The 24521-nt window shown below is 66.5% G+C and carries 15 protein-coding genes; 7 read left to right on the forward strand and 8 right to left on the reverse strand.

Going from position 1 to position 24521, the window contains the following annotated elements:
- Positions 1 to 482: 482 nt before the first annotated feature.
- Positions 483 to 2117, reverse strand: coding sequence for an alkaline phosphatase D family protein (locus BOS5A_RS11965; RefSeq protein ID WP_151955321.1), 1635 nt, complete (start codon positions 2115 to 2117; stop codon positions 483 to 485).
- 88 nt (positions 2118 to 2205) lie between these two features.
- Here BOS5A_RS11965 and BOS5A_RS11970 point away from each other — a divergent pair, with 88 nt between their 5' ends.
- On the forward strand, positions 2206 to 3642 hold the full coding sequence (locus tag BOS5A_RS11970) for a DUF2029 domain-containing protein (protein WP_151955322.1): 1437 nt from the start codon (positions 2206 to 2208) through the stop codon (positions 3640 to 3642).
- A complete protein-coding gene (locus BOS5A_RS11975; protein ID WP_151955323.1) occupies positions 3639 to 4370 on the forward strand; it encodes a DUF2334 domain-containing protein in 732 nt (243 codons plus the stop codon). Before BOS5A_RS11970 ends, BOS5A_RS11975 begins: the two co-directional genes overlap by 4 nt.
- Position 4371: 1 nt before the next feature.
- Here the strand turns inward: BOS5A_RS11975 and BOS5A_RS11980 are convergent, their stop codons facing one another.
- From BOS5A_RS11980 to BOS5A_RS11990, 3 genes are read right to left on the reverse strand one after another with little or no spacing between them, the layout of a single operon-like run.
- Entirely contained in the window at positions 4372 to 5550 is a 1179-nt protein-coding gene (locus BOS5A_RS11980) for a glycosyltransferase (protein WP_151955324.1), read from the reverse strand.
- Between the two features lie 14 nt (positions 5551 to 5564).
- On the reverse strand, positions 5565 to 6092 hold the full coding sequence (locus tag BOS5A_RS11985; RefSeq protein WP_151955325.1) for a DUF2141 domain-containing protein: 528 nt from the start codon (positions 6090 to 6092) through the stop codon (positions 5565 to 5567).
- A complete protein-coding gene (locus BOS5A_RS11990; protein WP_151955326.1) occupies positions 6071 to 7009 on the reverse strand; it encodes a hypothetical protein in 939 nt (312 codons plus the stop codon). The genes BOS5A_RS11985 and BOS5A_RS11990 overlap by 22 nt, the downstream gene beginning before the upstream one ends.
- Before the next feature lie 134 nt (positions 7010 to 7143).
- Here BOS5A_RS11990 and BOS5A_RS11995 point away from each other — a divergent pair, with 134 nt between their 5' ends.
- The gene (locus BOS5A_RS11995) at positions 7144 to 8229 is read left to right on the forward strand and encodes a glycosyltransferase (protein ID WP_151955327.1); all 1086 of its coding nucleotides are present in this window, start codon (positions 7144 to 7146) and stop codon (positions 8227 to 8229) included.
- On the opposite strand, the gene BOS5A_RS12000 is transcribed toward BOS5A_RS11995, so the two are convergent.
- The 3 genes from BOS5A_RS12000 to BOS5A_RS12010 form a co-directional block, all read right to left on the reverse strand.
- Complete coding sequence (locus BOS5A_RS12000; RefSeq protein ID WP_151955328.1) at positions 8219 to 9478, reverse strand: hypothetical protein; 1260 nt, start codon at positions 9476 to 9478, stop codon at positions 8219 to 8221. The two genes, BOS5A_RS11995 and BOS5A_RS12000, sit on opposite strands and share 11 nt — an antisense overlap.
- Positions 9479 to 9593: 115 nt before the next feature.
- The gene (locus BOS5A_RS12005; RefSeq protein ID WP_151955329.1) at positions 9594 to 11546 is read right to left on the reverse strand and encodes a CocE/NonD family hydrolase; all 1953 of its coding nucleotides are present in this window, start codon (positions 11544 to 11546) and stop codon (positions 9594 to 9596) included.
- Between the two features lie 145 nt (positions 11547 to 11691).
- Positions 11692 to 12954, reverse strand: coding sequence for a hypothetical protein (locus tag BOS5A_RS12010; protein WP_151955330.1), 1263 nt, complete (start codon positions 12952 to 12954; stop codon positions 11692 to 11694).
- Positions 12955 to 13273: 319 nt separating this feature from the next.
- Here BOS5A_RS12010 and rpoB point away from each other — a divergent pair, with 319 nt between their 5' ends.
- From rpoB to BOS5A_RS12030, 4 genes are all read left to right on the forward strand, one after another.
- Positions 13274 to 17422, forward strand: coding sequence for a DNA-directed RNA polymerase subunit beta (gene rpoB / locus BOS5A_RS12015; protein WP_151955331.1), 4149 nt, complete (start codon positions 13274 to 13276; stop codon positions 17420 to 17422).
- A 132-nt stretch (positions 17423 to 17554) separates the two neighbouring features.
- Positions 17555 to 21847, forward strand: coding sequence for a DNA-directed RNA polymerase subunit beta' (rpoC, locus tag BOS5A_RS12020; RefSeq protein ID WP_151955332.1), 4293 nt, complete (start codon positions 17555 to 17557; stop codon positions 21845 to 21847).
- A gap of 228 nt (positions 21848 to 22075) precedes the next feature.
- A complete protein-coding gene (locus tag BOS5A_RS12025; RefSeq protein WP_151955333.1) occupies positions 22076 to 22843 on the forward strand; it encodes an SDR family NAD(P)-dependent oxidoreductase in 768 nt (255 codons plus the stop codon).
- Positions 22806 to 23741, forward strand: a complete 936-nt coding sequence (locus BOS5A_RS12030) for a glycosidase (RefSeq protein ID WP_234419321.1) — start codon at positions 22806 to 22808, stop codon at positions 23739 to 23741. The genes BOS5A_RS12025 and BOS5A_RS12030 overlap by 38 nt, the downstream gene beginning before the upstream one ends.
- Here the strand turns inward: BOS5A_RS12030 and BOS5A_RS12035 are convergent.
- Positions 23732 to 24490, reverse strand: coding sequence for a metallophosphoesterase family protein (locus BOS5A_RS12035; protein ID WP_151955334.1), 759 nt, complete (start codon positions 24488 to 24490; stop codon positions 23732 to 23734). The two genes, BOS5A_RS12030 and BOS5A_RS12035, sit on opposite strands and share 10 nt — an antisense overlap.
- Positions 24491 to 24521: the final 31 nt, after the last annotated feature.

Genomic DNA, 24521 nt, shown 5'->3' on the forward strand with positions numbered 1-24521 from the left:
ATCATATGTCCTAAGGACATATGATATCGCCGACGCGTGTCTTCCGTATTTCCGCATTACATTTATAGCGAGAAACTGGTCCGCTATAGGCGTGATGGGAAGGTTGTCCCTTCCGCTGGAGAGCGCAACGACCAAGCAACGTTGATTGGTTATCAGCTGTTCAAGTGAGCGGAGTGCCGCCGACCGTTTGATATGAAGAGCAGCATTTAGGACTAGTGAAGCGCCCATCCAATGACGGGAATTGGGGCGCAAAGCGGTAATACGCCTAAAGTTGAAGAGGCAAGTCCCCCTGTCCTACAACCCACCCCTTGCGCCATAACCGGCACCGCTCTTTCAAACCGTCGATACCCGCTGTCCTACAGCCCCGGCTTCATGCAACGCGCGCGGGCGCGTGCACCCGCGCCTAGGTGTCAACCGTGTCAACCTGCGCTGGTTTTCGCACCGCCATACAGGGCGTTAGCGAAACGCGCGGACCCGCCGAATCACGCCATCATATTGCGCCCGCGCAACACCGTCGCGCTGTGCCCCACCTTCGCCCGCGGCGTGCGCGTCTTCACCGTGTCGGCCATCACCCAGTCGTTGGTCACCCGGTCCGCCGCGATCGTCATCGCCATATAGCCGCGGCGCGAGGTGTCGCACCATTTCAGCTCGGGGTTGCCGCGCACCAGCGTCGCGGCGACGACCTTCGGGTCGGTCTTGATCCCGCCCTCATAGCCCTGCGACGTCACGCTCTGCCCCGCAAACTCGACCGCGGCGGGCTTGCCGTCCTGCGCCAGGTCATAGGCCCAGGCATTGTGGCTGTCGCCGGAGATGACGACGGTGCTGCTGCCAAGCGCCTGCGCCGATTTCAGGAACCGCGCCCGCGCTGCCGGATAGCCGCCCCAATTGTCGAAGTTGAACGGCAGCCCCACCTGCGCCGCGGCGATCCCGCTCTCGATATAGCCGCGCGACCGCGGGCTGGCGCTCGCGTCCAGCCACGAGGCGGCGTCCTTCGGCATCACCGTCTGCCCCATGATCGTGCCGAAGCCGACGACCTGCCACGGCCGCCCGCTTTTCACCGAAGCGCGCATCGCGTGGGACAGCCAGACCTCCTGCGCGCTCCCCATCATCGTCGCCGCCGGGTCCGCCCACGGTCCGTCGCGGAACGCCTTCAGCGCGGCGACCGGGTCGGCGTTTTTGAACAGCGGCGCGATATCGGGCTGCTCGGTGCGGGCCAGGATGCGCGTCTCGGTGCGGAACAGAGTCGCGAGCTGTCCGATGTCATAGGCCTTCCACGGCTCGTCGCTCACCGGCATCCACTCGCGATACGCCTGGATCGCGGCGGCGCGGCGCGGATTCCAGTCGCCTTCGGTCTTGGGATCGTGGTTCTCGGCGCCGCCCTCCCAGCTGTCGTTCGCCGACTCATGGTCGTCCCACTGCACGATCATCGGCAGCCGCGCATGGATCGCGCGCAAATCCGGGTCGCTGCGATAGCTGGCATAGCGAAGCCGGTAATCGGCGAGCACGATGATCTCGTGGTGAGGCTCGGGCACCGGCACCCGCCCCGGGATCACATCCTTGGCGACCGGATATTTCCCCGGCGAGTACTCGTAAAAATAATCGCCCAGATGGATCGCGCAGTCGATGTCGTTGCGCGCCGCGGCATGGGCATAGGCGTTGAACCAGCCGAAACCGAGGTTCGAGCACGAGAAGATCGCCGCCCGCCACGCTTTCGCCCCGTCCGCCGGCAGCGTCTTCGTCCGCCCCACCGGCGACATGGAGCCATCCGGCGCGATGAAGCGGTAGTGATAGTCGCGCCCCGGCTGGAGGCCGTCGACCGTCACCTTCACCGTATGGTCACGCCACGGCCCGGTGCGCATCACGCCGCCGGTCACGACCTTCGCAAAGTCCCGCGTCTCCGCCACCTCGACCCGCACATCCGCCGCGCCGCCGTCCGCGGGCACGTAGCGGGTCCAGAACAGCATCTGGTCCTGCCCCGGCTCCCCGCTCGCCACAGAATGGGTGAAGCCCCGCGCCGCGCCGAGCATCTGCGCGCCGGCAAAGCCGGGGATCGCCATCGCCCCCAGCCCCAGCGTTCCGGTCAGCAGCAGCGAACGGCGGTCGAGCATCAGCGTCATGGTCATCCCCTTGCGAGTCGCCGCGGCTTGCGCGCAGTCTGTGATGGTATCGTGACAGAGCCCGCGATCATTTCTAGGGCGGATCGGGATGACCCGGCTGCTCACCCCGCTTCGCTTGTGGCTGCTGCTAGCGCTGGTGCTGGCGGCGGTAGCGATGGCGCGGCCGATCGATCACGACGAAAGCCAGTATGTCGCCGCCGCCGTGCTCGCGGCGCACGGGCTGATTCCGTACCGTGACTTCGCCTATCTGCAGACGCCGCTCCAGCCGCTGCTCTTCGGCCCGCTCGCCGGGATCGGCGGCATCTGGACATGGCCGCTGCTGCGACTGGCGAACGCGGTGCTGGGCGCAGCGGCGATCGCCTTCGTCTACCGCGCCGGCCGGATCGGAAACGCGGGCCAGCGCCCCGCGCTGATCGCGGCGGGCCTGTTCGCCTGTTGCGACATCCTGCTTTTCAGCATCGGCACCGCGCGCAACGATGCGCTGCCCGCCGCGCTTCTCGCCGCCGCCCTGCCCTTCGTCGTTGCCGCCGAGCGAGGTGTTGTCTCGAAGCTCCCGGCGATGCTCGTGGGTCTGCTGCTGGCAGGCGCGGCAGCGGCAAAGATATCCTACGCTCTCCCCGCGGCAGCTTACGGGGTTTACGCCCTCGTCAACCGCCGCCACCTGCCGTTCTTCGTGCTGATCGGCGCGCTCCCCGCGGCGTCGCTGGTGGCGGCAAGCTGGTGGTCGAGCCCCGAAGCCTTCGTGGCGGACGTACTCCGCTTTCCATCGCTAGCGCCGGCAGAATATTATGCGGCTGGCGGGCGCCTGTGGAAGCTGTCTTACGCGGCGAAGGCAATCGATACGCTCAAGTTCCTGGCGCTCGGCCCGGCGCTTCTCGCGGTTCTGCTGTGCATTCGCGATCGGCGCTCGGCGCGGCAGCTCGAGGCGATCGACTGGCTCGCGCTCGCAGGCCTCATCGCGGCGCTTTTGCCGTTTCCGACGTGGCGGCAATATCTTCTGCCGATGCTGCCGCCGCTCTTCGTCCGGCTCGCGCTGGTGCTGAACGACCGCTCCCCGACACGTCCGACGCTGATCGCAGGGGGCGTCTTCGCCTTTGCCGGTCTCGTCCCGACGCTGCTGTCGCTCGGCGCGTGGCCGATGCCGCAAGCGATGCGCGACGGACAAGCGATCGGCGATGCCCTGACCCGCGCGCACGTTCTGGAACCGGTGGCCACGCTCAGCCCGCAATTCCTTCCCGCCGCGCGCCGCCTGCCAGACCCGCGCTTTGCGACCGGTCCCTTCTATTTCCGCAGCACCGCGCTGTTCTCCCCCGCTGAGGAAGCGCGGCTGGGGCTCGTCTCTCAAGCGCGGCTCGATCAGGGGCTTGCGATCCGGCCGGCCGCCATCCTCACCGGCGGCGAGGGCGCATGGACCAGCGGTGACGACGCACTCGACGCGCGCCTCGCCGATTGGGCGACGCGCGCCGGCTATGCCCGCGTCGATGTGGCCGGCACGCGCTTCCGTCTCTATATCCGCCCGCGATGAAGCATCTGCTTGCCTCGATCCACGATGTCGGCCCCCGCTTCGAGCACGAGGTCGATCTGCTGCACGATCGGCTGACCGGACATCTCGGCGGCCCCCGGTTCGCGATGCTCGTCGTTCCCGATCATTGGGGCGAGGCACCTCTGCGCGCCGGAACCCCCTTCGCCACGAAGCTTCGCGGCTGGGCCGATTCCGGGATCGAGATGTTCGTCCACGGCTGGTTTCACCGCGACACCGCGACGCACAGCGGCGTCGCTGCGTTCAAGGCGAAGCACATGACCGCGAGCGAGGGCGAGTTTCTTGGCCTGGATCACGCGACCGCCCTCGACAGGATGCGCCGCGGCAAGGCGCTGGTCGAAGATATCACCGGCCACGCGCCGGCTGGCTTCATCGCGCCGGCTTGGCTGTATTCCAGCGGTGCGAAGGCGGCGCTTGGCGAGGCAGGGTTCGCGCTCGCCGAGGATCACGCCCGTGTCTGGTCACCCGCACGCGACAACGCCGTACTGACTCGCGGGCCGGTCATTACCTGGGCCAGCCGCAGCCGACCGCGTCAGCTGAGTTCGCTCGCCGCCGCCGCCTTGCTGCGGCGAGCGCTGGCTCCAGCGCGCATCGTTCGCGTCGCGGTGCATCCCGGCGACACCACCGTCCCGAGGCTTCTTGACAGCATCGACACGACCTTCGTCGCGTTCAGGCGGCGCGTGCCGATGCGCTACGCGCAGTTGCTGGCCTGACCTAAGCGGCGAGCGCGGAGCGCGCAGCGATTTCCTTTGCATAGTGTTCGACGAGCGCGATGGCGTGATCGCGGTCGCTGACCACCGTCCGGGCCGCCACGGCCGCTGCGCGGCGCAGCATCGCCTGATCGCGGCTGAACAGCCGCTCGATCGCGTCGGCGCAGGACCGCGCATCGTTCGCCGCAAAGGTTTCGGCGAAATGCGGTCGCGAAACCTCGAACGCGCCGCCTTCCTCGGGGACGATCAGTGGCGCCCCGGAGGCTAGCGCCTCCGACACGACGAGCCCGAACGTCTCGGTATCGCAACCGTGGATATATGCGTCGCAGCTTGCCATGATCTGCGCCATCCGTGCGCGGTCATACACCGGCTTGAAAAGGCGGATGTGCGGGCTGCCCGCGACCTGTCGTTCCAGCGCTTTCGTCTGCACCCCGTGCCCGATCAGCACCAGCCCGACCGGCATGTGGGCGCCGGCACGCTCGACCGCGTCGATCACCATGTCCCACCGCTTTTCGCGGTGATGCCGGCCGACCCCGAGCAACAGATGCCCGTCCTCCGGCAAATCACATTGTGCAAGGAGCGCGCGGCGCAGCGTTTCGCTGCGTAGCGACGGGGAGAAATGCTGGCGCTCGATCCCCAGATCCACCGCCGCATCGACGCGCACACCGCGCTCCGCCATTCGCTTCACCAGCGCCGGACCATTGCTGACGACGGTGTCGAACTGCTCCAGGAAGCGCCCCATATATCTTGAATACCAGGCAAAGGCGCGTTCGATCCGCTCGGGCGAGGCGACGGTGCCGAACCACCGCTTCGGATAGGATTCGACGTTGTCGTTGTGCATGAAGAACGCCTTTACCGCGCGCCCCTTCCACCCCGCAACGATCCACGCGGGCCGCCACGGCGAGCTGCATTCCACGACATCGGGATCGAACTCGTCGAGCAGCGACACGATTGGCTCGGCATCCCAGAATATGCCGTAATTGTGATCGAAGGGCAGCCGCGGCGCCTCGACATAGATGATCTTGCCGCCGCCCGCGCGTTCCTCGACGCGGTTTTCCTTTCCCGGTGCGATGACGATCAATTCGTGGCCCAGATCGGCCATGATCGCCATCTTGCGGTCGAGATACGACCGCACGCCACCGCCGGTCGGCGAGTAGAATTCGTTGACGTCGACGATCCGCATGGCGCGCGCTCCGGTCAGCTGCCGAGCGGGCTGAACCCGCCAAGCCCGCGTAGATACTGCATGCGCACGGTGACGGGCGTCGCGCCCTGCCCCACATCCACGATCGCCTGCTCGACCTTGGGCCGCGAGCGTCCCAGCTTCTCGCCGCTCGCAAAGCCTGCGCCGTCCGACCAGAAGGAGAATTTGTTCTTCCCGTCGCGATTATGGGTGACGAGCAGCGCATAGCGCCCGGCGGACGGCGCGCGGATGCACATTTCCACCCCTCCCGACTGCGGCGTCGGGGTGCGGACGCGCCGGAAGAACTTGCCTTCCTTGATGAGATCGCGGTCGTCCTTCAGGAAATCGTCCTCGTTCGCCGGATAGAGTTCGAGCTTCATCTCGCCCTTGCGATCCTTCAGCCCGACAACGTTCACCAGCAATGACGGCTCGCCGCGGCTGGTGCAGGCGGACGCATCGCTGCCGATGATCGCCGCGCCGGCCGTGCCCGGCAACAGCAGCGCAGCGGCGATGCCTGCCATTTTCAGCCCTGTGCGGTTTGCCATGTCTTGGTCCTCGTCATCAATCCAGCGATCCCGAACAGCGCGATCAGCGCGACATGCACCAGCAAGGTTAGCGCTGCGGTGAACGCAATCAGTTCGGACAGGGCCTGGTCCTGCCCGATCAACAGGATCGCGAAGTTGGCGAAAAGAAGGTCTTTGTTCGGCACCAGCGGCAGGCGCGACACCAGCAGCCGCGCCGCCGCCAGGAACAGCCACATGCCGACCGACACCGACGGCAGCGCGAAATGCCACGCCAGCGCGATGAGAACCGATCCGGCAACGAGGCGGAGACAATGGATGAGGAAGATCCACCACAGCTTGCCCCGCGGCAGCGAGAATACGCGCCGCGAAAAGATGAGGAACGGCAGCGACATCGCGACGGTGACCCCGGCCGAGCCCAGCACGAGGTTCATCTTGTCGGGCGGAATGAGATGGAAACCGAGCGGCAGCGCAAAAGCCATCATCAGCAGGGTAATGCCGTTCCCGGCGAGCGCGGAGAGGATCGACACGTCCTTCACCGCGCCGAAAGGTGCTGCGACCATCGTCGCCTTCGCGCGCGCCCAGGCGTAGAAATAGGCGTCACCGGTGTAGCCCAGCAGCACTTCGTTCGCGATGCGCTTCTTGATGAGCGCAACGAGGCCGCCGAGCGGAATTCGCCACAGTTTGCGGAAAATGACATAATCGCCGGTCGGCGGCGACATGTAGAGCAGGACAAAACAGAGATAGAAAAGCGGGTTTTCAGGCGTCGCGCGGTTCAGCCCGGCCAGCCCCTGTCCGAACAGCTCGCGCGCCAGCCCCGCGATCATGGCGACGGTCAACACCCCGCCAAGGATCATCGGCCAACGCCGCTTGATCGTCTCGATCGGCTCCAGCCCCGCAAGATCGGGAACGGCGCCCGTTTCGATCGCCTGAACGCTCATCGATGCTCCAATAGGCCCACCAGGGGGGAGTTCCGCTTGCAAGGCGCATTCGATCCTTCGTCATGCCCGTGAAGGGCCAAACCGGCCGTTCGCAGCGGAATGTGGTTTCTTTGACCGCGAATTTGGGCTGTAGCATGGCAAGCCGCAAGATGCCGATCGCCGCCCACATCCTCAGTTACGCGCAGACACTCGACGGCGGCGGGGTGGAGCGTGCCTTCCTAAGGCTGGCGCGAGGCTGGCTGGCGGAGGGGCGCCGGGTCACCCTCGCGCTCGGCTGCGACATCGGCCCGCTGCACCGCGAAATCCCCGCTGGATTGGCGATCGTGCCGTTGCGATCGGGGGCATATCATGCCCTTTTCGGCCTTCCCGCCATTGTGCGACGAGAGGCGCCCGACATCCTGTTCTGCCCGGGCAATCACTACACCAGCGTCGCGCTGTGGACGCGGATGCGGCTAGGCCGGCGCTGCCCGCTGATCGTCGCCAAGGCGTCGAACGCGGTCGCGCGCGGCGATCACGACGCGGTCGTCCATGCGGGGCACGCGGCGTGGCTCGGGCTGCACGGGCGCTTCCTGGATCATGTCGTCGCGATGACCCCGGCGACCGCGGACGCCGCGCGCAAGGCTATGCGGATCGATCCGGCGCGGGTGAGCGTCATCCCCAATCCCCCGGCCGAACCGATCGCAGGCGCCCCGACAATCCCTTTGCCGCCGGGGCCGTTCATCGTCGGCGTCGGACGGCTGGTGCCGCAGAAGCGCTGGGACCGGCTGATCGCCGCTTTGCCCCGGCTCGCTGGCGGCAACGCGTCGCTGCTCCTCATCGGCGACGGGCCGCTTCGCGACGATTTGAAGGCACAGGCCGCTTCGCTGGGCATGGCTGACCGTGTCTACTTTGCCGGCCATGTGCTCGATCCGCTGCCCGCGATCGCGAGCGCGCGGGTCTTGGCGTTAACCTCCGATTACGAGGGGGTGCCGGGGGTGTTGCGCGAAGCGCTCGGCGTCGGAACGCCCGTCGTGACGACCGATTGCACCGAGGCGATTCCGGAGATCGTCACCTCCCCCGCGCTGGGCACTGTCGTGGCACCTGGCGACGACAACGCCCTCGTGAGCGCGCTGGAAACATGGCTCGCGCCCTCGGCCCTGCGCCCCACGCCCGTGACGCCACCGGGTGCGGACTCGGCGCTGCGCTATCTGGCGCTGTTCGACCGGCTGGTCAGCTCCTGAGGGACAGCGCATGCGGGCGCTGCCCCAGCGTCTCGTGCATCGCATTCGGCTGGTCGAGCCAGAATGGGCCGAGCTTCGCCGACCCCGCGCGGTCGATCCCGATCGCGAAGGCAGCCGCGGTCTGGCCGATACCGCCATCGCCGCGATCGTAGAGGACGTTCACCGCCACGATCGGCACGAACATCGGCCGCCCGGCGGCGTTCAGCACGTTGATGTCGTCGCGCAGCAGCGTCGAGAGCGCGCGCACCGTCCGCTCCGCACCGGGTTCGAGATCGAAGGCGGGGGTCACCGTGCGCGCCGGGACCGCCCCGAACAGCGCGCCGAGTTCGCCTTCCTGCGCCGCTCTTGCACTGAGCAGGCGCACGTCGATGCGGATGTTGCGCGCGAGAACGGGGCCGCTGTTGCGCAGCGTCACGCCGACGTCCGCGGTCGCGGTGACCAGGTTCAGGCCGGCGCGGCGCGGCGTGATCGACAGCTCCAGCCAGGGCCGCAAAACCGGCTCGGCAGCCACCGGCGTTGCGGCCGGTGTGCGATCGAGGAAGCGTGGCGTGGCCGGCGCCCGCGATGCCGCCGGTGGCACGGGTGCGGGCTTCGCGACCGGTGTCCGCTCGGGGCGCGGCGTCGGCCTGTCTGGCACGGGCGCCTGCGGAACCGGCTCCTGCCAGTCGATCGGCTCGGCGCGCTTGCGGCGCCACAGAAACAGCCCGGCGGCAAGCGCCACGACGGCCACGAGCGCGGCGATCCATCCGATCGTGCCACCGCTGGTGGTTTCCACCGGCGGGGCGGTAATGGCCGGTGTCGGGGTAGGGGTTGGCGTAATCGCGGTTGGCGTCGCAGTCGCTTCGGCCGACGGTGTTGCCGCGGGCGCCGGCGGCGCGGACGGCGCGCTTGGTGCCGGCGAGGCGGCGGGAACCGGCGTGCGCTGAGCGGCCGATGGCGATGGAATTGCCCGCGGCGTCGGAGTGGCGACCGGCGGCAAGCGTAACTGCGTGGGCCGCGACGGGGTCGGCGTCGCGACGGGCGCTTGTGTCGATCGCTCCGGCAGAACCGGGGTCAGCGTCGGGATCGGCACCGCGTTGGGGATCGAGGGCGGACGCGGTGTCGGCGTCGGCCGCGGCGTGGGTGTGCTGGACGGCAGGCTGAAATTGCCGACGCCCGGAATCGTTTGCGGCGAATCCTGCGCGGGTGCCGGAGCGGGTATCAGGATCAAGGCCCAGGCAAGCGCCAGGACGGACGTCAAACTCTTCACTCTTTATCCTCGAAGGGCGCGGATACGCGCGGCGCCGCTTTCGTCCTGCGCCGCCGTGCCGCGTCCGACAATGCAAGCCGAACGCGGCACGGCGTGCCTCAACATCGCCGAACCGTCAGCGCGCCGCCACCGCGGACTGGTCCACTGCCACGACCGGCAGCCAGACCGCGCTCGCGGCAGACCCGCCGCGCTCGATCGTCACCGTCGCCTTCTGGTAATCGCCCTTCTTCGCCAGGAAGATGTTCGGAACATATTTCTGCGGGTTGCGATCGTAGAGCGGGAACAGCGTCGACTGCACCTGCACCATGATACGGTGCCCCGGCTGGAACACATGGTTCACCGTCGGCAGACGGAAGCGATAGCGCTGCGTCTTGTTCGCCGGGATGGCGGACGGTTTCTCGAAGCTGTCGCGGTAGCGGCCGCGGAAGATGTCAAGGCTCACCGCGAGCTCGTAGCCGCCCTTTTTCGGATCGCTTGCGACTTCGTCCGGATAGACGTCGATGAGCTTGACCACGAAGTCGCCGTCAGTGCCGGTGGTCTTGGCGTAGATATCCGCAAACGGCGCGCCCGACAGGCGGACGGGCTGGGTCAGCGCCTCCGTCTGATAGGTCATCACATCGGGCCGCCCGTCATAGGAGCGCTGGTCCTGCACCAGCCACGCCCCCCAGCGACCGTCGTTGAAGTTCACCGGACGCGGCAGATGCGGCACGGGCTTGGCCGGATCGGAAACATAGCTGTCGCTGCCGGTCGCGCCCTTGTCGAAACCCAGGCCGCCATCCTGTTTCAGGTAGATCGGCTTCAGCGGCGCGGCACAGCCCGTCTCGCACGCCAGCGGCCAGCTCGACAGCTTGTCCCAGTGGTTCTCGCCGGTGTTGTAGATCAGCGCTTGGGGCGGGGTGAACGCCGGCTGGCCGTCCCGCAGATACTGGTCGAAGAAGGGGAAGAGATACTTCTCGCGCCATTCGGTCGCGGTATCGCCGTTGAACTTCAGATCGCCGAGCTGCGAGCCGTCATAATTGGCCTGGCTGTGGCGCCACGGCCCCATGACGAGGAAGTTGTTGCCCGCCTTGCCGCTGGCCTTCAGCGTTTCCCAGCTGTGGATGGCCCCATACATATCCTCCTGATCCCACAGCCCCTGCTCCCACATGGTCGGGACGTTGGACGGATTGGCGGCGAGCAGCTTGTCGAGCGCCTGTCCCTGCCAGAAGCCGTCATAGGCCGGGTGCGAGACCATCTTCTGCCAGTAAGGCAGCTGGTCGTAACCCGAATTCTTTGCCCAATCGCCCGCCGACCCGACGCGCAGAAACTGGGTGTAATCATCGTAGATCCCCGATGGTGTCTCGCTGCCAGCGCCCTTGTAGCCGGTCTGGCTGCCGAGCCAGCCGATATTGGCGAGGCGGAACGCGCCGTAGTGGAACCAGTCGTCTCCCATCCAGCCGTCGATCATCGGGCTTTCGGGCGCCGCGACCTTCAAGGCCGGGTGCGGGTGGAGCAGCGCCATGACGACGGTGAAGCCTTCGTAGGACGATCCCAGCATCCCGACGCGGCCGTTGCTTTCCGGCAGGTTCGCCTTGTTCACCAGCCAGTCGATCGTGTCGTAGGCGTCGGTCGTATGATCGACCTTGGTCTGGTTGAGCGGGCCGATGACCGGGCGGGTGACGATGTAGTCGCCTTCGGAGCCGTATTTCCCGCGAATGTCCTGGAAGACGCGGATATAGCCGTGTTTCACGAACATCTCGTCGCCCTGCGGCAGGGCGGAGATCATGTGCGGGCTGTCCATCCGGTTCACCCGCCCGCTGGCGTTGTAGGGCGTGCGCGTGAGCAGGATCGGGGCGTTCGTGGCGCCCTTCGGGATGACGATGACGGTGTGCAGCTTCGTCCCGTCGCGCATCGGGATCATCACCTCGCGCTTCACATAGTCATAGGCGTCGGTCGGCGGGGTGAATTTGGCGGGGATATCGCCGCCCGGGGCCGAGGGGCTTGCCGCCTCCTTGGTAGCGGTCTGCTGCGCGGCGAGCGGCGTGATCGCGGCGATGCCGGCGCAGGCCAGCAGGAGTTTGAATTTCATTGCGGCATCCCCTCGTCTTGGTCGGCCCGTTTCCTGGTTGGAGCGCGACTTACGCCGCTTGCCCGCCGTTAATCAATGCGCGCAAAGCAAAACCCGCCCTTCCGATAACGGAAGGACGGGCCATGCTAAGTGAAGGCGATGCCGTTTAGACGCGGACGGGATCGCGGTAGAGGCGCGCCTCGATGTCCTCGCGAATCTGCGGATGCGCGATGTCGATCAGGCCAAGCTCGCCGTCCGACGCGATGCCGACGACGAACGAAGCGGACGTCCGCCCCTCGCTGCCGTCGGGCAGGCGGTAGCGCGCATCGGCGACCACCACCGGCTGGAACCCGACGCCATCGTCGGGCAAGTCGGCGCGCGGGAGCGCAAGCGTCGCATCGACCCGGGTGCCCTCGCCCGCCGCGATCGACAGCGGCGCGACGGCGGTATCGCCCTGGTGCTGGACGAGCATCCGCTCCATGTCGCTGACGCTGCCGACGGGAAACATGAACGTCGAGATGCGCACGTCCTCCGCATCGATCGTCCCCGCGTTGCCGACGGTCAGCTCGATTTCGACGAGCGCTTCGGTCGCGTTGGCACCAGCGCGCACCGGGCGCATCGCGAACTCCAGCCACGGACGGTCGGCGACGGGCGCCGCTGCGGTCAGCGCCGCGACGTCCGCCGCTTCCGGCTCGGCGACGGTCGCATCTTCCGGCACGGCAGGCGCCAGGGCGACTTCGGCGGCAGGAACGGGACGCGGTTCGGGCGCGATAACCGGTGCAACCGCAACCGGTTCAGCCACCGGGGCGACCGGCTCGACATAGGCTGGCTCTACAGGGGCCGGCTCGATATAGGTTGGCTCGACGGGGGCCGGCTCATCCCATTGTTCGTGCTCGGCGGCGGCGCGGCGACGGCGCATCAGCAACAGACCGACGATCCCCGCCAGGATCAGCACACCGATCGCGATCAAGGGCCAGGTCGGTGCGCCAGACGTGGTTTCGCTGGTCTGCGTGCTCTGCGTGTTGTCGATGGGCGGGGTGGCCTCCTCCACAGGGGCGACAGCGGCCGGCGACTCTGTTGGCGTCGGTGTCGGCGTGGCGGCAGCCGCACTGGGCTGCGGCGCGGGCGATGGCTGCGCGACGGGCGCGGGCTCCGTCGTGCGCGTAGTCGTCGTCGAGCGCGCTACGGAGCGGACGGCAGGCCTTGCGGGCTTGGCGCGCGTAGCTGCGCGCGCTTCGGCCTTGCGCGCGGCCTCCTCCTCGTCCGCCTGCGCCTGCGCCGCCGGATCGACCGGGGTCGCACTCGCCGTATCCTGAGCCGGTTCCGCGGAGGGCTTGACCGTCGGCACCGCGGCGGGCGGGGTCACCTGCTCGGCCGCCGGCGGCGCGGTCTGCGCTTCCTGCGCCAGGACGGGGGTTGCAAGAAGCATTGCGGCCGTGAAAAACAGCGCGGCATGCGGGCGACGGGGGCTCTCCTGTTTCATATCGCCTCAACAACGAACCGGCCGATTCGGTTCCGGAACGGTAGCGTCTTGTCGGTTGACGGTGCCCACCCCCACCCCTATATCGCCGTCATTACCACAGCTTCGGGACATGACGTGCCTTCGCGCAGCACGTCGTACGCATGGGGGTTCGTGGCTTCAGGACGCTGACAGGCTGCCGTCTCCCGGCTATGGGAATGACGCGCGGCCTTTCGTCGTCCTTTCATGCGCCCACGACAATTTTCATTGCTGACGAGGCAAAATTCCCATGGCGACCAAGGCGATCGAGGGCACCGCGAAGCGGCGCATCCGCAAGGTGTTCGGCGACATCCACGAAGTGGTGCAGATGCCGAACCTGATCGAGGTTCAGCGCGAATCCTACGAACAGTTCCTGCGCTCGGACCCGTCGATCGGCTATGTGTCGGGGTTGGAGAAGACGCTGCGCAGTGTCTTCCCGATCCGCGACTTCGCCGGCACTGCCGAGCTCGATTTCGTGAATTACGAGCTCGAACCGCCGAAGTTCGACGTCGAGGAATGCCGCCAGCGCGGCATCACCTATGCGGCGCCGATGCGCGTCACGCTGCGCCTCATCGTGTTCGAAGTGGACCCGGAGACGGAAACCCGCTCGGTCCTCGATATCAAGGAGCAGGACGTCTACATGGGCGACATGCCGCTCATGACCGAGAACGGCACCTTCTTCATCAACGGCACCGAGCGCGTGATCGTCAGCCAGATGCACCGTTCGCCGGGCGTGCTGTTCGATCACGACCGCGGCAAGACGCACGCGTCGGGCAAGTTCCTGTTCGCGGCGCGCGTGATCCCGTATCGCGGCTCTTGGCTCGATTTCGAGTTCGATGCGAAGGACATCGTCAACGTCCGTATCGACCGCAAGCGCAAGCTGCCTGTGACGGCGCTGCTGTTCGCGCTCGGCCTGACGGGCGAGGAAATCCTCAACCAGTTCTACAACCGCGTGACCTACGTTCGCGGTGAGGGCGGCTGGCAAATCCCGTTCGCGGCCGAGAACTGGCGCGCGCAGAAGCCGCTGTTCGACATCGTCGATGCGAAGTCGGGCGAGGTGATCTTCCCGGCCGGCCAGAAGATCTCGCCACGCGCGGCGAACAAGGCGGCGAAGGACGGCCTGACCGACCTGCTGATCCCGACCGAGGAAATCTTCGGCCGCTATTCGGCCTACGACCTCATCAACGAGGCGACGGGCGAGATCTATGTCGAGGCCGGTGACGAAATCTCCGCCGAGAATCTCGAGCTGCTCGACAAGGCGGGGATCGACCGTGTCGACCTGCTCGATATCGACCATGTCTCTACGGGGCCCTGGATCCGCAACACGCTGAAGGCCGACAAGGCCGAGGAGCGCGAACAGGCGCTGAGCGATATCTACCGCGTGATGCGTCCCGGCGAGCCGCCGACGCTGGAAACCGCGGAAGCGCTGTTCGCCGGCCTGTTCTTCGATCCCGATCGTTACGACCTGTCGGCGGTCGGCCGCGTGAAGCTCAACATGCGCCTCGACCTCGACGCCGAGGACACGGTGACGACGTTGCGCACCGAGGACATTCTCGCCGTCGTCAAGACGCTTGTCGGGCTGAAGGACGGCAAGGGCGAGATCGACGACATCGACAATCTCGGCAACCGCCGCGTGCGTTCGGTCGGCGAGCTGCTGGAGAACCAGTACCGCGTCGGGCTGCTGCGCATGGAGCGTGCGGTCAAGGAGCGCATGTCTTCGGTCGACGTCTCGACTGTCATGCCGAACGACCTGATCAACGCGAAGCCCGCGGTCGCCGCGGTGCGCGAGTTCTTTGGATCGTCGCAGCTGTCGCAGTTCATGGACCAGACGAACCCGCTGTCCGAAGTGACGCACAAGCGTCGCGTTTCGGCGCTCGGGCCGGGCGGCCTCACTCGCGAGCGCGCGGGTTTCGAGGTCCGCGACGTTCATCCAACGCATTATGGCCGCATCTGCCCGATCGAGACGCCGGAAGGCCCGAACATCGGCCTCATCAACAGCCTCGCGTCGTTCAGCCGCGTGAACAAATATGGCTTCATCGAGACGCCGTACCGCAAGATCGTCGACGGCGCGGTGACCAACGAGGTCGTCTATCTGTCGGCGATGGAGGAGGCCAAGCATACGATCGCGCAGGCGTCCGCCGATCTCGACGGCGATCACCGCTTCACCGAAGAACTGGTGTCGTCGCGTCAGGCGGGCGAATTCCTGATGGCGCTGCCCGATCAGATCACGCTCATGGACGTCAGCCCAAAGCAGCTCGTGTCGGTCGCCGCTTCGCTCATCCCGTTCCTGGAGAATGACGACGCCAACCGCGCTCTCATGGGATCGAACATGCAGCGTCAGGCGGTGCCGCTCGTCCAGGCCGAGGCGCCGTTCGTCGGCACCGGCATGGAAGAGACGGTGGCGCGCGATTCGGGCGCCGCGATCTCGGCGCGACGCGCCGGTATCGTCGACCAAGTGGACGCGGCGCGTATCGTCGTGCGCGCCACGGGTGAGGTCGATGCCGGCAAGTCGGGTGTCGACATCTACACGCTGATGAAGTTCCAGCGTTCGAACCAGTCGACCTGCATCAACCAGCGCCCGCTGGTGAAGGTCGGTGACGTGGTCAACGTGGGCGACGTGATCGCCGACGGTCCCTCGACCGAGTTCGGCGAGCTGGCGCTCGGCCGCAACGCCCTCGTCGCGTTCATGCCCTGGAACGGCTACAACTATGAGGACTCGATCCTCATCTCCGAGCGGATCGTGAAGGACGACGTGTTCACGTCGATCCATATCGACGAGTTCGAGGTGATGGCTCGCGACACCAAGCTCGGGCCGGAGGACATCACCCGCGACATCCCGAACGTCGGCGAGGAGGCGCTGCGCAACCTCGACGAGGCGGGAATCGTCTATATCGGCGCCGAGGTGGAGCCGGGCGATATCCTGGTCGGCAAGATCACGCCGAAGGGCGAATCGCCGATGACGCCGGAGGAGAAGCTGCTCCGCGCGATCTTCGGCGAAAAGGCATCGGACGTGCGCGACACGTCGCTGCGCCTGCCGCCGGGCGTGTCGGGGACGATCGTCGACGTCCGCGTCTTCAATCGCCACGGCATCGACAAGGACGAGCGCGCGATGGCGATCGAGCGCGAGGAGATCGAGCGGCTGAAGAAGGATTCGGACGACGAGCGGTCGATCCTCAACCGCGCGACCTGGAGCCGCCTGCGCGAGATGCTGCTCGACCAGACCGCAACTGCAGTGCCGAAGGGCGGGCCCAAGAAGGGTGCCGTCATCGACGCCGACATGCTCGACAGCGTCGACCGCCACGAATGGTGGAAGTTCGCGGTTGCCGACGACAAGGTCCAGTCGGACCTGGAGGCGGTCAAGCAGCAATATGACGACGCGGCCAAGCTGATCACGGACAAGTTCCACGATCGGCGCGAGAAGCTGGAGCGTGGCGACGAGCTGCCCCCCGGCGTGCTCAAGATGGTCAAGGTGTTCGTCGCGGTGAAGCGCAAGCTGCAGCCGGGCGACAAGATGGCCGGCCGTCACGGCAACAAGGGCGTCATCAGCCGCATCCTGCCAGCGGAGGACATGCCGTTCCTCGCCGACGGGACGCCGGTCGATCTCGTGCTCAACCCGCTGGGTGTGCCGAGCCGCATGAACGTCGGGCAGATTTTCGAGACGCATCTCGGCTGGGCTGCCCGTAACCTCGGCATGCAAGTCGCGAGCGCGCTCGAGGATTGGCGCGAGGCCAATCCGGACGCCAAGGCGGGCGCGATGCCCGACGCGGTGAAGTCGCGCCTCGTCGAAATCTACGGCGATCATTACGCCGCAGAGATCGAAAGCCGTGACGCCGAGCAGATCATGGAGCTGGTCGAGAACACCCGCACGGGTATCCCCATGGGCACTCCGGTGTTCGACGGCGCGCGCGAGAGCGATGTGTCGGCGATGCTTGAGCTGGCGGGTCTCGACACGTCGGGCCAGTCGGACCTGTTCGACGGGCGCACCGGCGAGAAATTCGACCGCAAGGTGACCGTCGGCATCATCTACATGCTGAAGCTCCACCATCTCGTGGACGACAAGATCCATGCGCGTTCGATCGGGCCCTACAGCCTCGTTACCCAGCAGCCGCTGGGCGGCAAGGCGCAGTTCGGCGGCCAGCGCTTCGGCGAAATGGAGGTCTGGGCGCTCCAGGCGTATGGTGCTGCCTATACCTTGCAGGAAATGCTGACGGTGAAGTCCGACGACGTGGTCGGCCGCACCAAGGTCTACGAGGCGATCGTCAAGGGCGACGACACGTTCGAGGCCGGCATCCCCGAGAGCTTCAACGTGCTCGTCAAGGAAATGCGCTCGCTGGGTCTGAACGTCGAACTCAAGAGCGACGAACCCGAAGACGACAGCGTCGCGATCGCGGCGGAGTAACATGCAATCCTCCCCTCCCTGCGCGCAGGGAGGGGATCGAGGGGTGGGTGCCTCGCCGTAGCGCGCGACCGCACCCCACCCACCCCCAGCCCCTCCCTTTTCAGGGAGGGGAGTTGGATAGGGAATTAACAGATGAACGAACTGACCAATTTCGCGAACCCCGTCGCCGCCAAGCCGGAGACGTTCGACCAGATCCAGATCGGCATCGCCTCGCCCGACCGCATCCGCTCGTGGTCGTTCGGCGAGATCAAGAAGCCCGAGACGATCAACTATCGCACGTTCAAGCCCGAGCGTGACGGCCTGTTCTGCGCGCGCATCTTCGGTCCGATCAAGGATTACGAATGCCTGTGCGGCAAGTACAAGCGCATGAAGTACAAGGGTATCGTCTGCGAGAAGTGCGGTGTCGAGGTCACCGTCTCGAAGGTCCGCCGCGAGCGGATGGGCCATATCGAGCTGGCCGCGCCGGTCGCGCACATCTGGTTCCTGAAGTCGCTGCCGAGCCGCATCGGCCTGCTTCTCGACATGCAGCTGAAGCAGCTCGAGCGCGTGCTGTATTTCGAAGCCTATATCGTCGTCGAACCGGGCCTGACCCCGCTGGAGAAGTTCCAGCTGCTGACCGAGGACGAGCTGCTCGAAGCGCAGGACCAGTATGGCGAGGACGCGTTCTCGGCCGGGATCGGCGCCGAGGCCGTGCGCATCATGCTCGAAAGCCTCGACCTCGAGGGTGAGAAGCGCGACCTTCTGGAAGAGCTGGCGACGACGAAGTCGGAGCTGAAGCCCAAGAAGATCATCAAGCGTTTGAAGGTCGTCGAGAGCTTCCTCGAATCGGGCAACCGCCCCGAATGGATGATCCTCGAAGTCATTCCGGTCATCCCGCCCGAACTGCGCCCGCTGGTGCCGCTCGACGGTGGCCGATTCGCCACGTCGGACCTCAACGACCTGTATCGCCGCGTCATCAACCGCAACAACCGGTTGAAGCGCCTCATGGAATTGCGCGCGCCGGACATCATCGTTCGCAACGAGAAGCGCATGCTGCAGGAGGCCGTCGACGCGCTGTTCGACAACGGTCGCCGCGGCCGCACGATCACCGGCGCGAACAAGCGCCCGCTCAAGTCGCTGTCCGACATGCTCAAGGGCAAGCAGGGCCGGTTCCGCCAGAACCTGCTCGGCAAGCGCGTCGACTATTCGGGCCGTTCGGTCATCGTGACGGGTCCGGAGCTGAAGCTGCACCAGTGCGGTCTGCCGAAGAAGATGGCGCTCGAGCTGTTCAAGCCGTTCATCTACGCGCGCCTCGACGCCAAGGGCCTCAGCATGACGCTGAAGCAGGCGAAGAAGTGGGTCGAGAAGGAGCGCAAGGAAGTCTGGGACATCCTGGACGAGGTGATCCGCGAGCATCCGGTAATGCTCAACCGCGCGCCGACGCTCCACCGCCTCGGCATCCAGGCGTTTGAGCCGGTGTTGATCGAGGGCAAGGCGATCCAGCTCCATCCGCTCGTCTGCTCGGCCTTCAACGCCGATTTCGACGGCGACCAGATGGCCGTGCACGTTCCGCTGAGCCTCGAGGCGCAGCTGGAAGCGCGCGTGCTGATGATGTCGACCAACAACATCCTGTCGCCCGCCAACGGCAAGCCGATCATCGTGCCGTCGCAGGACATGGTGCTGGGCCTCTACTACATCTCGATGATGAAGGAGGGGGAACCCGGCGAGGGCATGACGCTGTCGGACATGCAGGAAGTCCACCAGGCGCTCGACGCAGGCGCAGTGACGCTTCACACGAAGATCACCAGCCGCGTTCCGCAGACTGACGAGGACGGCAACACCTACCTCAAGCGGTTCGAGACGACGCCGGGCCGCATGCTGCTCGGCGAGACGCTGCCGAAAAGCCACAAGGTGCCGTTCGACATCGTCAACCGCCTGCTGACCAAGAAGGACGTGGGCGACGTGATCGACGAGGTCTATCGCCACACCGGCCAGAAGGAGACCGTGCTGTTCGCCGACGCGATCATGGCGCTGGGTTTCCGCAACGCGTTCAAGGCGGGCATCTCGTTCGGCAAGGACGACATGATCATCGCGCCGGACAAGGAAAAGCTTGTCGACGAAACGCGCGATCAGGTGAAGGACTATGAGCAGCAGTATCAGGACGGCCTGATCACGCAGCAGGAGAAGTACAACAAGGTGATCGACGCCTGGAGCCGCTGCGGCGACCAGGTCGCGAATTCGATGATGAACGAGATCAAGGCGGTCCGGCACTTCGAAGACGGCCCGATGAAGGGCCGCGAGAAGCCAATCAACTCGATCTACATGATGGCGCACTCGGGTGCCCGCGGTTCGCAGGCGCAGATCAAGCAGCTCGCCGGCATGCGCGGGCTGATGGCCAAGCCGTCGGGCGAAATCATCGAGACGCCGATCATCTCGAACTTCAAGGAAGGCCTGACCGTCCTTGAATATTTCAACTCGACCCACGGCGCCCGCAAGGGTCTGGCCGACACCGCGCTCAAGACGGCGAACTCGGGCTATCTGACCCGCCGTCTGGTCGATGTCAGCCAGGACTGCGTCATCATCGAGGAGGATTGCGGCACCGACCGTGCGCTCGAGATGAAGGCAATCGTCCAGGGCGGCAGCACCATCGCATCGCTTGGCGAGCGTATCCTTGGTCGCACCACGGCCGAGGACGTCGTCGACGGCAAGTCGGGCAAGGTCATCATCCCGACGGGCACGCTGCTCGACGAGCCGATGGTCGCGCAGATCGAAGCGCTGGGTGTCCAGGGCATGAAGATCCGCTCGCCGCTGGTCTGCGAATCGAAGATCGGCGTCTGCGGCAAGTGCTACGGGCGCGATCTCGCCCGCGGCACGCCGGTCAACATCGGCGAGGCGGTCGGCGTCATCGCCGCCCAGTCGATCGGCGAGCCGGGCACGCAGCTGACGATGCGGACCTTCCACATCGGCGGTGCAGCACAGCTCAACGAACAGTCCAACCTTGAGGCGCATGCCGACGGCACGGTCGAGTTCCGCGATCTGCGCGTGATCGAGGACCAGCGCGGTCGTCGCGTCGTGCTAAGCCGCTCGGGCGAGATGGTCATCAAGGACATGGACGGTCGCGAGCTCTCGGTCGATCGCATCCCCTACGGCGCATATGTCATGTTCGACGACGGCCATATCGTCTCGAAGGGCGACCGGATGGCCGAATGGGATCCGTTCACCATGCCGGTGATCACCGAAACCGGCGGCACGGTGAAGTATCAGGACCTCAACGAGGGCAAGACGCTCACCGAAGTCACCGACGAAGCCACGGGCATCGCCCAGCGCGTGGTGATCGAATATCGCGCGACGACCAAGTCGAAGGAGGATCTGCGTCCGCGCCTGACCCTGCTCGACGACGCGTCGGGCGAAACCGCGCGCTACATGCTGGCATCGGGCGCGGTGCTCTCGGTCGAGGACAATGCGGTCGTGCAGGCGGGAGACGTTCTCGCCCGTGTCGCGCGCGAGTCTGCCAAGACCCGCGACATCACCGGCGGTCTACCGCGCGTCGCCGAGCTCTTCGAGGCGCGCAAGCCGAAGGAGAACGCGATCATCGCGAAGGTCTCAGGCCGTGTCGTGTTCGGCAAGGACTACAAGGCCAAGCGCAAGATCGGCATCCAGCCCGAGGATGGCGGCGAGGTCGTCGAGTATCTGGTGCCGAAGTCGAAGGTGATCGACGTTCAGGAAGGCGACTACGTCAAGCGTGGCGACAACCTGATCGGCGGCTCGCCCGATCCGCACGACATTCTGGAGGTGCTCGGCATCGAGCCGCTGGCGGAATATCTCGTCTCCGAGATCCAGGAGGTGTACCGCCTCCAGGGTGTGAAGATCAACGACAAGCACATCGAGGTGATCGTTCGCCAGATGCTGCAGAAGGTCGAGATCACCGAGGGCGGCGACACCACGCTGCTGGCGGGCGAGCAGGTCGATCGCGATGAGATGGACGAAGCCAACGCGAAGCTGGACAAGAACCAGGCGCGTGCACAGGGCAAGCCCATCCTGCTCGGCATCACCAAGGCGAGCCTGCAGACCCGGTCGTTCATCTCGGCTGCGTCGTTCCAGGAAACCACGCGCGTCCTCACGGAAGCCGCGGTCCAGGGCAAGCAGGACACGCTGATGGGTCTGAAGGAAAACGTGATCGTCGGGCGCCTGATCCCGGCGGGCACGGGTGCCGGCATGAACCGTCTGCGGGTCGCCGCCACCAGCCGCGATGCGGCGCTGCGTGCCCAGCAGCGCAAGCTTGCCGAAGCGCTGATCGCTCCGGCGTCGGCTGCGGAAGAGCATGAAGCCGAACTGGCGCGCAGCCCGCGCGACGCCGGCGGCACCGGCAGCGATCCGCTCGCCGAGGTCGTTGCCTCGGGCCACGGCACCGACGCCGATGCCGGCGAGTATCTCAACGAGGAGTGATCCTCTCCGCTTGAGATAGCCAAGAAAACACCGCCGTCCGGTTCCTGCCGGGCGGCGGTTTTTCTTTGCGGGCCGCTGGCTGGAGCAGGACCGGTCAAGCGCTTCCCGCTCGTGTCTCCTCCCCAGCAAAAGCCTTTATGTTCGATCGTCGCGCCTGCCCCCCGGTGTGACGCATTTGTCATGGAACGCCGCGCCTCGGACAGCGCTTTCCAGGCCATGACATCGGACATGTTGAAGGGCCGCGTGGCCATCGTGACCGGCGGGGAATCGGGGATCGGCGCGGCCTGCGTCGCGGCGCTCGCCAACGCCGGCGCGCGGGTAGCTTTCACCTATTTCCGCGACAAGGACGCCGCCGACAAGGTGGCCGAAGAGGCGGGCGGCGCGGGTCGCGCGCTGGCCATACAGGCCGACGTCACTGACGAAGCCGCGATCGAGGCGCTGTTCGCGACTGCCGAATCCGCGTTCGGCCCGGTTGATCTGCTCGTCAACTCGGCCGGACTCAACATGAGCGGGGTGAAGATCGTCGACATGCCGCTCGCGCAGTTCGACCGCGTCGTGCGCTCCGATCTCTACGGCCCGTTCCTCACCTGCCGGCGCTTTGCGCAAGGCCTGACGAAGCGTGGCGGCAAGGGGCGGATCGTCAACATCTCGTCGATCCACGAGCGCGCACCGCGCCCGGGCGGCGTCGATTACGACTCGGCCAAAGGCGGCTTGTCGCAGCTGACCGCAACCCTCGCGCTCGAACTCGCGCCACAGGGCATCGCGGTGAACGGCGTCGCGCCGGGCATGATCCTGACGCCGATGAACGAACGCGCCGTCGATGACGCCGCCTACCGCGCGAAGCTGGAGGCGAACATCCCGTGGGGCCGCGCCGGACGGCCGGACGAGGTCGCCGATCTCGTCGTCTATCTGCTGTCGCCCGCCGCCGATTATATCACGGGCACTACCGTCACGATCGATGGCGCGCTGTCTCTCACCGTGGCGCAAGGGGCCTAGCGTGGTCGCCTATGTGGTCGAGGCGCTCGACGATGTGAGCGTCGGCGGGGTCCCTGTGGTCGATGGCATGGACCTGATGAGCCCGTTCGTCTGGGCGGACGGGGGCACGCTTCGCATCCTGCTGCGCGTCGTCCCCAACCCGCTCGGCCCGCACGATCCGACCGGGCTGGTCTACGCCGGCGCCAGCCGCGATGGCCTCCACTTCGATCTCGATTCGCGGCCAGCGCTGACCCCCGGCCCGGATGCAGCCGACGCAGGAGGATGCGAAGACCCGACCGTCGTTCAGCGCGCCGACGGCAGCTATGCGGTCTATTTCACCGGAGTCGATGCCGCGCGCGCGCAAGGATCCATGCTCGTCGCCGAGGGCCCGACGCTCACGACACTCACCAAGCGCGCGGTCGTCCTCCAGGCGCCGCCGGGCGAGGGCAATATCAAGGAAGCAACGCTGGCGCAGGCCAGGGACGGCACATGGCGACTGTTCTACGAATATGCGCGCGAAAACGCGTCGCGGATCGGCGTCGCGGGGAGCCATGCCGATTGCGGACCGTGGACCTCGGTCAATGATCCCTTCGATGTGCGTGACGACTCCTGGGACAATTGGCATCTGTCGACCGGTCCGATCGTGCAACTCCCCGGCCGCGACCCGGTGATGTTCTACAACGGCGCGACGGCGGATGCGCGCTGGCGGATCGGCTGGGTTGCCTTCGACCGGGATTTCGAGCGCGTGACGGCGCGCGGGATCGAACCGCTCATCATGCCCCCGCCCCCGCGCGACCGCGCTGCGACCGACATCGCGTTCGCCGCCTCTGCCATCGTCGCGCAGGACGGCCGCATCCACCTTTACTATTCGCTGGAGGACCGGCGCCTCGCCCGCGCGATCGTGCGCTGTTACGACTGACCGAGAACAATCTTCGGCGCGTCCGACAGCGAGCGGGCGAGCGTTTCGAACCCCGCACCGTCGATCCGGATTTCGTTGAACGCGGGCGGGCTGTTGCGCACCCGCTTCGACAGCGTGCCCGCCCCGATCAGCCGGATCGTCCGTCCGTCGCGCACGACCGGCACGTCGAACGGATCGTGGACATGCCCCGAAAGCACGACATGCGCGCCGGCTGCCGCCAGTGCCTCCAGCGCATCGGCGCCGCGGCGCGTGCGTGCCGTTCCCTTCGTGCCCGTCTCGACCAGCGGATGGTGCGCCGCGACGAAGATGACATTGCCCGCCGGCGCCCGCGCGATATCGTCGAGTGCGCGTGAGAGTGACCCGTCGCTCACCCGCCCCTTCGACCAGTTCCAGCGCAATTGCGCGCGCGCGGTCGTCTTCAGCGGCACGATCGAGACACCCTCCAGGTCGAGCGGCCGTTCGATCATCGACTCGAGCGCGGCATAGCGGCGGTACGGCCGGAACAGCCGGCGGATCGGATCGGAATAATAGGGGATGTCGTGGTTACCCACCTCGACCGTCACCGGCACGCCGAGACTGCGCAGCCACGCGCCGCCCGCCTCGAATTCGTGCGTCCGCGCGCGCATCGTCAAGTCGCCGGTCATTACGACCGCGTCGGGACGCTCCTCGGCGACGCGCTCGCGAAACCAGTCGAGCGCCACGGGATCTTCGGCGCCGAAATGCACATCGCTGACATGGAAAAGCTTCATGCCCGTGCGAACGCGCGACAGCGACGCCGGG

It is taken from the genome of Sphingomonas sp. EC-HK361 (assembly GCF_902498785.1).
Lineage (GTDB): Bacteria > Pseudomonadota > Alphaproteobacteria > Sphingomonadales > Sphingomonadaceae > Sphingomonas.